Below are 12315 nucleotides of genomic sequence, written 5' to 3' on the forward strand. Positions count from 1 at the left end.
TCGCGCGAAGTATGTGACCGAATAATTAAATCCGGTCACTCATTTCAGGATTTTTCCGGGCTCGCGGGAAGTTATAGACCGACTTTGCCACGCACGCGCGTCAGAATCTGCGCAAATTCACCGGCATTTATCTCGCCAATCACCCGATCAGCGGTAATTTCGCTGCCGTTCGCAGCAAAAAACAGCAGGGCGGGTGGGCCGAACAGCTGGTAGCGGTCGAGCAGCGTGCGTTGCTCGGCATTACTGTCGGTGATGTCGAAACGTAGCAGTTTGAAGCCGGTCAGCTGTGTTTGTACTTGCGGTGCATTGAGCACCTCATGCTCGATCACCTTGCAGCTGATGCACCAGTCGGCGTACCAGTCCAGCAGCACTGGCTGGCCGGCGGCCTGGGCCTGCGCCAGGGCTGCGTCCAGAGCATCAGGTGTGCTGATGGTCTGCCAGGCATCGGCTTTTGCTGTCGGGAGGCTGCCGCTGGCGGTCAGTGATGTACCCGGCAGTGGGCGCAGTGGGTCGCCCTGGCCAGTGAGTGCGCCGTACCAGCAAGCCAGCGCGTACACCAGCAAGGCCAGACCGAGCAGTTGCGCCAGGCGCTGGGCCGCCGTCTTGACGACGAATTCCAGCGCGCCGAGGAACAGTGCCACACCCGCAGCGAGGAAACCGACCAGCAGCAAGGTCGCAGGGCCTGGCAGTACACGGCTGAGCAAGCCGATGGCCAGCCCCAGCAGCAGTACGCCAATGGCGTTTTTTACCGTATTCATCCACGGGCCGCTCTTGGGCAGCCAGGCCGCGCCACCGGTGGCCACCAGCAGCAGCGGTGCACCCATGCCCAAACCCAGGGTGAACAGCTTGAGCGCGCCGCCCAGGGCATCGCCGCTGGCGCTGATATAGAGCAAGGCACCGGCCAGGGGCGCCGATACACATGGAGAAACCAGCAAGCTGGAGAGCACACCGAGCACTGCTGCGCCCAGCAGCGAGCCGCCGCGGGTGTGGTTGGCGACGTTGTTCAGGCGGTTGCTCAGGGCCTGGGGCAGCCTCAGTTCGAAGAGGCCGAACATGGCCAGGGCGAACACCACGAAAAACAGCGCGAAGGGAACCAGCACCCAGGCCGACTGCAGGCGCGCCTGCAGGTTCAGGCTTGCGCCGAACAGGCCCATCAGTGCGCCGAGCACCGCGAAGCTGGCGGCCATTGGTAGCACGTAGGCCAGCGACAGCGCCAGGCCGCGCACGCCGCCAACCTGGCCGCGCAGCACCACACCGGAAAGGATCGGTAACATTGGCAGGACGCAGGGCGTGAAGGTCAGGCCGACCCCAGCGAGGAAGAACAGCAGCAGCGACTTCCAGTTCCAGCCGTGTTCGCGGGTGGCTGGCGTGTTTGCAGCGCCTTCGCCATCGATATTCAGGCGTGCGGTTTCCGGCGGGTAGCACAAGCCCTTGTCGGCGCAACCCTGGTAGCCCACCAGCAGGGTGAAGGCGCGTGGGTCTTTGCGCGGCAACTCGATATCGAGCACCCCGTGGTACACCTCGACATCGCCGAAGAATTCATCGTGCTTGGCCTCACCCTTGGGGATGTTCGGCGTGCCCAGGGTGATGTCGGCCGGTTCCGTGTGGAACTGGAAGCGGTGGCGGTAGAGGTAGTAGCCATCGGTGGCGACGAAGCGCAGCTTGATGGTTTGCGCATCGGCCTGGACCAGGTTGAGCTTGAAGGCCTCGTGTACCGGCAGAAAGTCGGCGTTGTTGGCCAGCGAAGCGGCGCCAAGGGTGGCGCTTGGGCGGTTGTCGAGCAGGCCTGCGGCGAAGGCAGGGCTGGCCAGCAGCAGGAACAGCATGAAAAACAGGCGACGCATGGCGGACTCGCGAGGTGGAACGTGCTCGGCATGATAACGGATGCGCAGGAATAATTGGCCCGAAACAAACGTAGGAGCGGGTTTACCCACGAAGCGCCGCGCGGGCGGCGCTCGATCTCAGACCCTGAACGCTCGCACCGCCCGGTTCAGCTCACCGCCCAGGCTCAGCAGCTGTTCACCTTGTTCACGTCCCTCGCCAATGCGCTGCAGGTTGTCTTCACCCAACGCGTGAATCCGCTCGCTGTGGTCACGAATCTCGCTCACCGCGCCACTCTGCTGTGCCGTGACATCGGCAATCCGCACCGCTGTATCGGAAATGGTGCGAATGGCACAGACAATCTCATCCAGTGCCCCATCCGCCGCCTGGGCTTGGTTGGCCGTGGCCTCGGCATGCTCCAGTTGCGCGCGCATCCCCGCCACCGAACTTCTGGCGGCCTGCTGCAGGCGGTCGATCAACGCCTGGATCTCGCCGGTAGCCCCCGTGGTGCGCTGAGCCAGTGAGCGCACCTCATCGGCGACCACGGCAAAGCCACGGCCCATCTCGCCGGCACGGGCCGCTTCGATCGCGGCATTCAGTGCCAGCAGGTTGGTCTGCTCGGCAATCGCGCGGATCACCGTCAGTACCCCGCCAATGGTGGCCGACTCTTCCGCCAATTGTTCGATCATGCGGGCGTTGCCTTGCACTTCATCGACCAGTTCACGCAAGCCCGACAGGCTCTGGCCGATTACCGCCTGGCCTTGTTCCACCGCACGCCCGGCATCGCGGCTGGCCTCGGCGGCTGCGCTGGCGTCACCTGCCACTTGTTGAATGGTCGCTTCCAGCTCGCCCAAGGCATCGCGGATCTGCCCGGTATCGCCGGCCTGGCGCTCGGCGCCGCCGTGCAGCGCAGCGCTCATGCCGGCCAGGGCGTGGCTGCTGCCGGCCACCTGCTCGGCGTTATGGCGGATGGTGCCGACCAGCTCCACCAGGTACTGACGCAGGCGGTTGAGCGACTCCTGGATGTCGTGCAGTTCGCGGTTGGTCTTGCCCAAGGCGATGGCTTGGGCGAAGTCGCCCTCGGCCCAGCGTGACAGGGCCGGGGCCAGTCCGGTCAGGGTACGCGCCAGGCGCCGTTGCAGCGTATCGATCAATAGGGCGATCAGCAGGATCAGGCCGATCATCAGGCCTTGGATGATGCGCACCTCGGCAGCGATTTTCGCATGCTGGCCGCGTACTTCGGGTTCCAACGCGGCGATGGCCTGTTGTACGGCTTCCAGGCGCTGGCCGGTGGTGGCGGCCAGCTCGGCGCGGCGCTCGATCTGTTCGCGGGTGCGTTGCAGTTCGGCCGGGTAGCGGTTGAGCAGGCTTTGCAATTCACGCTTAAGGCCCACGGCAATGTCTTCCTGCTGGGCGCTGCTCTGGGATTCCAGGCCCATCATCGCAGCGAAGTCGTCGGCTCCGGATTCGGCCGTGCGGGTTACGCCGAGCAGTGGCAGGCCGTCGACCGTCTGGGCCTGGGCGCGGATCAGTTGCAGCTCGCGTTCCACCTCATCGGCCAGCTCCGGGCGGCCGCTGCTGACCAGCTTGTCGCGAGCCAATGACAGCCGCCCCAGGTGCAGGGTGGCGTCGAGCAAGGGCAGCAAGTAGCGATTGGCCTCGGCGTTGCCACTGTCGCGGGCATAGCTGGCCATCTGCTCGAAGTTCGCCCCCAGCTCCCGCTCGGCTTGCAGCAGCAGGGCTTGTGGGTCGCCGGCCAGCTTACCGGCGGCCAGCAGTTCGTTGGCGGTGAAGGCCTGCAGGCTATCCAGGCTGGGGCGCAACTTCTCGGCCAGCTCTACGGGCCAATCCGTCAGTGCGGCCTGCAACTGCTGGGTCGCCTCCATGGCTGCGGCCTGACGCAGGGCATCGCCACTGCCCAGGTAGGCCTGGATATTGCGCGCCGTCTGGTTCTGGAACTGCTGAGACAGGCCCAGATAGCGCTCCATCAGCTGGTAGGGGCGCTCGAGGGCGCGCTGCGACCACCACAGGGTGGCGCCCAAGGCGATACACACGGTCACCAGCAACAGGGTGTTGAAATTGGTCAGCCACTTCAGGCGCATAGCCGCGAATTTCCTGCGCAGGTGAGAGGTAGGCGCCTGAAGTTATTGCGATTTTGTGACGGGGTGATGACGCCAGGGGCTTGGTGTCAGAAAAAAAGTGGCACAGTGCCTCTATTGGTGTGGCTGGCACAGTGAGTGCGAATCTCAGGGCTCAACACGAACGACGCAATTACGCCCCGCATGCTTGGCCCGGTACAGCGCCTCGTCCGCTGCACTGGCCATGGTCAGTGCATCCAACCCCTCGTCCAGTTGCACCACCCCTGCACTGAAGGTGCACTGCAAATCGCGCGGCTGCGCCGGGTAGAGAATTTCGGCAAAGCGCCGGCGAATTTCGTCCAGCACCTTGTGTGCGGCATCCAGCGCGGTATTGGGCATGACGATGGCGAACTCCTCGCCACCGTAGCGGCCAATGAAGTCGGTCTTGCGCAAGCGCTGCTTGAGGAATAGGGCAAGGCTCTTGATCACTCGGTCGCCCATGGGGTGGCCGTGGCGGTCGTTGATCTTCTTGAAGTGATCGATGTCGAGCATGGCAAAGCTCAACGGCTGCTGCTCACGGCGGGCGCGGAAGCTGCAGTCTTCCAGCAGCTGCAGGATATGAGTGTGGTTGTACAGCCCGGTCAGGCTGTCGCGGACCATGCGTGCCTTCAAATGGCGGGCGCGGGCGGCGCGGTTGCGCACGGTAGTGATCAGGTGGCGTGAGCGAAACGGCTTGGTCAAAAAGTCATCACCGCCTTCGCTCATGGCATCCAGTTGCTTGTCCAGGTCGTCCTCGGCAGACAGGTAGATGATCGGCACACTCACATAACGGTCACTGTGGCGGATTACCTTGGCCAGCTCCGGGCCGGTGCAGGCCGGCATGTACAGGTCGAGGATGATCAGGTCGGGCTGGAAGTCGGCAAGCTCGGCCATGGTGCGGATCGGGTCGGTCAGGCTGCGGGTGAGCATGCCGGCGCCGGCCAGTACACGCTCGGTGTACAGGGCCTGGGTGCGCGAGTCGTCGATGATCAGCACGCGCAACGGGTCGTGCGGGGCGGTGTTGGTCAGCAGTTCGACCTTTTCCAGCAAGCTGGAAGCTTCCAGGCTGCCGGTGAGAAAGTCCTGACCACCGGCGCGTACTGCGGCAAGGCGGGTCGGGGTGTCGGCTTCGTGATGGCTGAAGAACAGCAACGGAATGGCGCGTGCCAGGCCCTGCTGCACTTGGGCGGCCAGCAGCAAGCCCAGGCCGGCGCCGGTGAAGTCGACATCCATGATGATGGCCGAAGGCGGGTACTCGCTGATCGAGGCGAGAAACGCCGCTGTGCTGGGCAACGCTTGCACCACCAGACCAAAGAATTCCAGTTGCTGGGCCAGGCGCTGGGCGCGTTCGTGGTCCTGCAGCAGGATGTACACCGGTTTGCGCACGGGCAGCAGCAGCGGGTCGAGCGGGTCGTCCTTGCGCAGGCCGTTACGCGTCAGCTGTTGGACGGGGCACTGCGGGCTCGGCTCGACTGCTTGGCTCATGTCCTGGCTACTTATAGGTTGGGATGTGCAGGGGCAATGATGGCTCTATGCTAGCAGCTCTTTTCACGTGCGTGAGTGCCCTGCGTCAACAAAGCGGGCAGAACGAATATTCAGTTGCTGACTGAATGGTCGCTTATGCGTACGGTGGTGTCTGCTTTATAGTGCAGCCATTCGGGCTTCCCGTGGCACGCTAGCGCAGGCCTGTGGTCAAAGCCCCTGAACCGTCGTGACTGATTAAGGACAAAGCCATGCTGGACTGGAAAAACCGCGAGGCCAAAGCCGAGCCCCGTGAGCGTGTCGACGGGCGCGGCGCTGCCGCCCGTAGCTACCTTGGCGGCCTTTGGAGCCGTGCCCTGGGGACCCTGATCGGGTTGTACCTGCTGGTGTGTATCGGCCTGGGCTGGTACTGGAGCCAGGAGCCTGCTCTGTTCCCGGTGCAGCAAAACGCCCAGGCCGCAGCCGAACGTGCTGGCCAGCAGATGGTGGTGGGCTATACCACCATCGAAACCCTCAAGTCCGTGGCCGGCACCTTGCTGAACAAGCCGGGCGGGTACATTTCCAACGACCGCTTCCCGCCAGGGCTGTGGATGGACAACATGCCAAGCTGGGAATATGGCGTGCTGGTCCAGGTCCGTGACCTGTCCCGTGCCCTGCGTAAAGACTTCGCCCGTTCGCAGTCGCAGTCCACCGAAGACGCCGACCTGGCCAAGGCCGAGCCGCGCTTCAACTTCGACAACAAGAGCTGGATCCTGCCATCGAGCGAGTCGGAGTTCGAAGAGGGCATCAAGTCGCTGACCCGCTACCAGACCCGTCTGGCTGCCGGCGACAAGGGCGCTATCTTCTATACCCGCGCCGACAACCTGAACAACTGGCTGGGTGACGTGGCCACCCGTCTGGGCTCGCTGTCGCAGCGCCTGTCGGCCAGCGTTGGCCGGGTCAAGCTCAACACCACGCTGAAGACCGAGTCGGTCGTTGCCGGCCAGGCGCCGCAGGTGGATGAGGAGCTGGTGGAAACCCCATGGCTGCAGATCGACAACGTGTTCTATGAAGCCCGTGGCCAAGCCTGGGCGCTGTCGCACCTGCTGCGTGCCATCGAGGTGGACTTCGCCGACGTGCTGGCGAAGAAGAATGCCACCGTCAGCGTGCGTCAGATCATCCGTGAGCTGGAGGCCTCGCAAGAGCCGCTGTGGAGCCCGATGGTGCTCAACGGCAGTGGCTTCGGCATGTGGGCCAACCACTCGTTGGTCATGGCCAACTACATTTCCCGGGCCAACGCTGCGGTTATCGATCTGCGTCAGCTGCTGTCGCAGGGTTGATGATGGCTATCGGCCCAACCGAGGCCGCCCATCGGGCGGCTTCCGACCGCGAGCTGGTCACCTGGGTGGACGAAACCGACCAGGTACTGGGCGCCTTGCCCCGTGCCGAGCTGCGCGAGCGTGGCCTGATCGGTCGCTGCACGTTCATTCTGCTGTTCAACAGTGCCGGTGAATTGTGTGTACACCGGCGTACCCTGAGCAAGGCGCTGTACCCCGGGTATTGGGATGTGGCGGCGGGCGGCATGGTCACGGCTGGGGAAGCGTATGCCGAGTCGGCCGCGCGCGAGCTGGCCGAAGAGCTGGGCATCGAGGGCGCCGAGCTGCGCTTTCACGAGCGGTTCTACTTCGACCAGCCGGATAACCGCTTGTGGTGTGCGGTGTATTCGGCGGTGTCGGATGCACCGTTGCGGTTGCAGCCGGAAGAGGTGATCGAGGCGCGCTTCATCGGTCTGGAACAGGCTGAGCAGGAAAGCCTGAGCAAGCCTTATTGCCCGGACTCGTTGGCGGCGTTGCAGCGCTACAAGGCCACTTTGTAGGCTCGGGTTTGCCCGCGAAATACCGGCCCAGACACCCGTTTCGCAGGGCAAGGGCTTTGCCCTTGTTCGCGGGTAAACCCGCTCCTACACAACCGGCGTATTTATCGTTACACTGCGCGCCCTTTTCGGGCTGCCGCAATTCTTGCAGCAGTAGCGCCGCCCCTGCCAGAGTGGGGCTTCGCGGTCGGCCTCAACCCCAAGGCACGACCAGTTTTTGTCCTCAGCACCGAGGAACAAAAGTGGCCAAGAAAGCTTCTTCTTTTTCCGCCCTTGGCGGTCTCGTGTACTCCACCGACGCCGGTCGGCACTGCCCCGACTGTGGCCAGCCGGTGGACGCCTGCACCTGCAAGCAGCAAATCATCCCCGAAGGCGACGGCATTGCCCGCGTGCGCCGCGAAAGCAAAGGCCGTGGCGGCAAGACCGTGACCACTGTCACCGGCGTGCCGCTGCCGCCCGACCAGCTCAAGGAGCTGGCGACCACGCTCAAGCGCCGCTGCGGTACCGGCGGCGCCCTGAAGGACGGGGTTATCGAGATCCAGGGCGACCATGTCGAGCTGTTGATCGGCGAGCTGACCAAACAGGGTTTCAAGGCGAAAAAGTCCGGCGGCTGAGGCCATCGCACGATTTTTTGCCCAGCGCTTTCTAAACTCGTTCCCGTGGTCAGAGTCTATGCCTGAGCACGGATGAATCGTCATTTTCAGCTTTTACACTCGCCCCGCTGCCTGCGGGCAGTGTCTTCGACTTATTTATAGGGGACTTGAATGTCCGTACGACGCACACGCAAAGACGATGGTAGCCAATGGACCGTGGCCGACAGCCGCAGCGTTTATGGCATCCGCCATTGGGGCGCTGGCTATTTCGCCATCAATGAAGCCGGGCGCGTCGAAGTACGCCCCAACGGCCCTCAAAGTGCTCCGATCGACCTGTTCGAACAGGTCGACGAACTGCGCCAGAGCGGCTTGTCGCTGCCCTTGCTGGTGCGCTTCCCTGACATTCTGCAGGACCGTGTGCGCCAGCTGACCGGTGCCTTCGACGCCAACATCGCGCGCCTGGAATACCAGAGCCAGTACACCGCGCTGTACCCGATCAAGGTCAACCAGCAGGAAGCGGTGGTGGAAAACATCATCGCCACGCAAAACGTTTCCATCGGCCTGGAAGCCGGCTCCAAACCCGAGTTGCTGGCAGTGCTGGCGCTGGCGCCGAAGGGCGGCACCATCGTCTGCAACGGCTACAAGGACCGTGAGTTCATTCGCCTGGCACTGATGGGTCAGAAGCTTGGCCACAATGTGTTCATCGTCATCGAGAAAGAGTCGGAAGTGGCCCTGGTGATCGAAGAGGCCGCCGAGCTCAAGGTGAAACCACAGGTTGGCCTGCGCGTTCGCCTGTCGTCGTTGGCCTCGAGCAAGTGGGCCGACACCGGTGGCGAGAAGTCCAAGTTCGGTTTGTCCGCCGCCCAGTTGCTTTCGGTGGTGCAGCGCTTCCGCGATGCGGGCCTGGATCAGGGCATCCGCCTGCTGCACTTCCACATGGGTTCGCAGATCGCCAACCTGGCCGACTACCAGCACGGTTTCAAGGAAGCCATCCGTTATTACGGCGAACTGCGTGCGCTGGGCCTGCCGGTCGACCACATCGACGTGGGTGGCGGCCTGGGTGTGGACTACGACGGCACTCACTCGCGCAATGCCAGCTCGATCAACTACGACATGGACGACTACGCCGGCGTGGTGGTGGGCATGCTCAAGGAGTTCTGCGACGCACAGGGCCTGCCGCACCCGCACATCTTCTCGGAGAGTGGCCGTTCGCTGACCGCGCACCACGCCATGCTGGTGATCCAGGTCACCGACGTCGAGAAACACAATGACGACGTACCGACCATCGAGAACAAGGAAGCCCTGCCCGAGACCGTGCAGTGGCTGGTCGACCTGCTTGGCCCGACCGACATCGAGATGGTCACCGAGACCTACTGGCGCGCCACCCACTACATGGGTGATGTGGCCGCGCAGTACGCTGATGGCAAGATCAGCCTGGGTGAGAAGGCCTTGGCCGAGCAGTGCTATTTCGCCGTGTGCCGCCGCCTGCACAACTCGCTGAAAGCCCGCCAGCGCTCGCACCGCCAGGTGCTGGACGAGCTGAACGACAAGCTGGCCGACAAGTACATCTGCAACTTCTCGGTGTTCCAGAGCCTGCCAGACACCTGGGCCATCGGCCAGGTCCTGCCGATCATCCCGCTGCACCGCCTGGACGAAGAGCCGATGCGGCGTGCGGTATTGCAGGACCTGACTTGCGATTCCGACGGCAAGATCAACCAGTACGTTGACGAGCAGAGCATCGAAACCAGCATGCCGGTGCATGCGGTGAAGGAAGGCGAAGATTACCTGCTGGGCGTGTTCCTGGTGGGTGCCTACCAGGAAATCCTGGGTGACATGCACAACCTGTTCGGTGACACCGACTCGGTGAACATCTACCAGAATGCCGACGGCAGCGTGTACCACGCGGGTATCGAAACCCACGACACCATCGAAGACATGCTGCGCTACGTGCACCTGTCGCCGGAAGAGTTGATGACGCATTACCGCGACAAGGTCGCCAGCGCCAAGATCACTGCGCGTGAGCGGACCCAGTATCTGGATGCCTTGCGCCTGGGCTTGACCCGGTCTTCGTACCTGTCGTCGTAATTGACGGGGCCGCCCCGCAAAAACTGCACGGTTTGCTTGTTTTTGTGGGCGCGGCCTCGCGTCGCGATATGAGGGCGAAGCCCTCACCGTGTCATACCCGGTAATGGTCCTGTCCTCGCCCGTCGCATTCGCGGCGCTAACTTTGAATGCACAATTCAAAGGAGAACGACATGGAACGTCCAGGCTCCCATCGTTTACGTAATGGCCGGGTGTCCGAATCCGGGCGCCTCTACCTGTTGACTACAACTACCCGCAGCCGAACGCCGTTGTTCAAAGACTTCCGATTCGCCAGGACCGTGATCCAGCAGTTGCGGTTCAGCGATGAGCGCAAGGCTTGTCGATCGCTGGCATGGGTGTTGATGCCGGATCACCTTCACTGGCTCATCGAGCTGGGTCCAGTGAGCCTGGGTAGGCTGATGTGCGAATTCAAATCCAGAAGCAGCTGTGCCTTGTACAAGGCCGGTGTTGAAAGACGGCATATCTGGCAAACCAGCTTTCATGACCGGGCTTTGCGTCGCGAGGAGGATGTGCGAGCGGTGGCCCGCTACATCATCGCCAACCCCATTCGGGCCGGCCTGGTGCGGCGGGCTGGCGAGTATCCCCACTGGGACTGTGTATGGCTGTGAGCATGTGAGGGCTTCGCCCTCATTTCGCGACACAAGGCCGCTCCCACAGGGACCGCGAAAGCAGGCCGACCCGCTATCCCATGTGGGAGCGGCCTTGCGTCGCGATGGGCCGCAAAGCGGCCCCAATCAGCCAAACCACAGGTCCCTCTGCTGCAACCGCCACCCGACCCACCCCAACGTCACCGCCCGCAACCCCATGAACCCAAGAAACGCCATCCACAACCCATGGTTGCCCAACCCGCTCATGGCCAGTGCCACCGGCAGCGCAATCAACACCGAAACCAGCATTGCATTACGCATTTCCCGCGCCCGGGTCGCGCCGATGAACAAGCCATCCAGCAAGTAACTCCACACCGCGATCAACGGCAGCAACGCCAGGTAGGGCAAATACGGATAAGCCGCCGCCCGCACACTGTCGATATCAGTCTGCAAGTCGATGAACAGGTGCCCACCCAGCAGGAACAGCCCGGCAAAGCCCAGGCTGGTGATCAGTGACCAACCACAAGCGACCACCAGCGAGCGGCGCAAAGTGTCGCGGTCACGGGCACCAATGGCATGGCCGCACAAGGCCTCCACCGCATGGGCCAGCCCATCCAGCGCATAGGCCGTCAGTAGCAGGCCATTGAGCAACAGGGCGTTGGCCGCCACGGTCGCTTCGCCCAGACGCGCGCCCTGCACGGTGATCAGCAGGAACACCAGTTGCAGCGCCAGGCTACGCAGGAAGATGTCGCGGTTCACCGCCAGCAGTGGCCTCCAGGCCTGCCAGCGCTTGAGCGCTGCCCACACGATCTGCCCCGGGTAAGCCCGCAGGGCCGGGCGGGTCAGGGCCAAACCGAGCAGGGCGGCACTCCATTCGGCAATCACCGACGCCCGCGCCGAGCCCAGCACACCCCAGTCCAGGCCCAGCACGAACCACAGGTTCAAGGTGATGTTCAGCAGGTTGGTGGTCAGCAGGATGGCCAGTGGCGCCCTGGCGTTCTGGGTGCCGAGGAACCAGCCGACCAGCGCGTAACTGGCCAGCGCCGCAGGCAGGCCAAGCAGGCGGGTATGGAAGAAGTCTTCGGTGGATTGCTGCAGGGCTGCGCTGGGTTGCATCGCATGGAGTGCCAGCTGGCTGAAGGGCAGGGCCAGCAGGCCGATCAACAGGGCGAAGCCGACCGCCAGCAGCAGCCCTTGCACCAGTACCTGGCGTAGCGCTGCACCGTCGCCACGGCCGGCGGCCTGGGCAGCGAAGCCGGTGGACCCCATGCGCAGGAAGCCCATCAGGCCGACCATGAAGGTGAACAAGGTGGCGCCCACGGCCACGGCGCCCAGTTGGTGGGCGTGCGGGAGATGACCGATGACCGTGCTGTCGACCAGCGCCACCAGCGGTACCGAGATGTTGGACAGGATCATCGGCGCGGCCAGCGCCCAGACCTTGCGGTGGGTGGGGCGGTGGCGCCAGTCGGCAGCGAGTTGGGGCATGTGCATTCCATGAGATTTTGGGGCCGCTGTGTGCCCCTTCGCGAGCTTGCTCGCTCCCACAGGAAAGTGTTGCTCTTGCGGCCGGCGCCAAACCTGTGGGAGCGGGCAAGCCCGCGAAGGGACGCAATGCGGCCCCTTTAACGAATGGCCACAGTGTAACGACCAGGCAACCATTTAGCGCGACCATGGTCTGACCTGGCGCGCAACGCCGGGTGCTGCACCTGACGTTGCGCTATAGTTGCTGCCCTCACGTACACGCTGCCCAAGAGTTCCTA

At 63.5% G+C, this 12315-nt stretch carries 9 protein-coding genes; 5 read left to right on the forward strand and 4 right to left on the reverse strand.

The features are described 5' to 3' along the window. Positions 1-71 precede the first annotated feature (71 nt). The 3 genes from ACZ889_RS06855 to ACZ889_RS06865 all read right to left on the reverse strand — a co-directional run bounded on the left by ACZ889_RS06855 (position 72) and on the right by ACZ889_RS06865 (position 5423). A complete protein-coding gene (locus ACZ889_RS06855; RefSeq protein ID WP_476257260.1) occupies positions 72-1844 on the reverse strand; it encodes a protein-disulfide reductase DsbD in 1773 nt (590 codons plus the stop codon). 117 nt (positions 1845-1961) lie between these two features. Beyond that, on the reverse strand, positions 1962-3923 hold the full coding sequence (locus ACZ889_RS06860) for a methyl-accepting chemotaxis protein (RefSeq protein ID WP_476257261.1): 1962 nt from the start codon (positions 3921-3923) through the stop codon (positions 1962-1964). Between the two features lie 144 nt (positions 3924-4067). Beyond that, entirely contained in the window at positions 4068-5423 is a 1356-nt protein-coding gene (locus ACZ889_RS06865; protein WP_003255323.1) for a diguanylate cyclase, read from the reverse strand. A gap of 248 nt (positions 5424-5671) precedes the next feature. Here ACZ889_RS06865 and ACZ889_RS06870 point away from each other — a divergent pair, with 248 nt between their 5' ends. The 5 genes from ACZ889_RS06870 (at position 5672) to ACZ889_RS06890 (ending at position 10576) form a co-directional block, all read left to right on the forward strand. Continuing rightward, on the forward strand, positions 5672-6739 hold the full coding sequence (locus ACZ889_RS06870; RefSeq protein WP_108192069.1) for a DUF2333 family protein: 1068 nt from the start codon (positions 5672-5674) through the stop codon (positions 6737-6739). Between the two features lie 2 nt (positions 6740-6741). Beyond that, complete coding sequence (locus tag ACZ889_RS06875) at positions 6742-7275, forward strand: NUDIX hydrolase (RefSeq protein ID WP_180688906.1); 534 nt, start codon at positions 6742-6744, stop codon at positions 7273-7275. A gap of 239 nt (positions 7276-7514) precedes the next feature. After that, positions 7515-7886 (forward strand): translation initiation factor Sui1, encoded by a 372-nt coding sequence (locus tag ACZ889_RS06880; protein ID WP_003255318.1) that lies wholly within the window; start codon positions 7515-7517, stop codon positions 7884-7886. Positions 7887-8036: 150 nt separating this feature from the next. Next, a complete protein-coding gene (gene speA, locus ACZ889_RS06885) occupies positions 8037-9950 on the forward strand; it encodes an arginine decarboxylase (protein ID WP_003255317.1) in 1914 nt (637 codons plus the stop codon). Positions 9951-10120: 170 nt separating this feature from the next. After that, the gene (locus tag ACZ889_RS06890) at positions 10121-10576 is read left to right on the forward strand and encodes an REP-associated tyrosine transposase (RefSeq protein WP_017148076.1); all 456 of its coding nucleotides are present in this window, start codon (positions 10121-10123) and stop codon (positions 10574-10576) included. Positions 10577-10702: 126 nt separating this feature from the next. Here the strand turns inward: ACZ889_RS06890 and ACZ889_RS06895 are convergent, their stop codons facing one another. After that, positions 10703-12040: an MATE family efflux transporter gene (locus ACZ889_RS06895; protein WP_476257262.1), complete on the reverse strand. Its 1338-nt coding sequence runs from the start codon at positions 12038-12040 to the stop codon at positions 10703-10705. Positions 12041-12315 lie beyond the last annotated feature (275 nt).

Source organism: Pseudomonas sp. TE3895 (assembly GCF_056278855.1).

Coding starts and splice junctions, on each gene's coding strand:
- ACZ889_RS06855 (WP_476257260.1), bottom strand. CDS start 1,844: ATGCGTCGCCTGTTTTTCATGCTGTTCCTGCTGCTGGCCAGCCCTGCC.
- ACZ889_RS06860 (WP_476257261.1), bottom strand. CDS start 3,923: ATGCGCCTGAAGTGGCTGACCAATTTCAACACCCTGTTGCTGGTGACC.
- ACZ889_RS06865 (WP_003255323.1), bottom strand. CDS start 5,423: ATGAGCCAAGCAGTCGAGCCGAGCCCGCAGTGCCCCGTCCAACAGCTG.
- ACZ889_RS06870 (WP_108192069.1), top strand. CDS start 5,672: ATGCTGGACTGGAAAAACCGCGAGGCCAAAGCCGAGCCCCGTGAGCGT.
- ACZ889_RS06875 (WP_180688906.1), top strand. CDS start 6,742: ATGGCTATCGGCCCAACCGAGGCCGCCCATCGGGCGGCTTCCGACCGC.
- speA (WP_003255317.1), top strand. CDS start 8,037: ATGTCCGTACGACGCACACGCAAAGACGATGGTAGCCAATGGACCGTG.
- ACZ889_RS06890 (WP_017148076.1), top strand. CDS start 10,121: ATGGAACGTCCAGGCTCCCATCGTTTACGTAATGGCCGGGTGTCCGAA.
- ACZ889_RS06895 (WP_476257262.1), bottom strand. CDS start 12,040: ATGCCCCAACTCGCTGCCGACTGGCGCCACCGCCCCACCCACCGCAAG.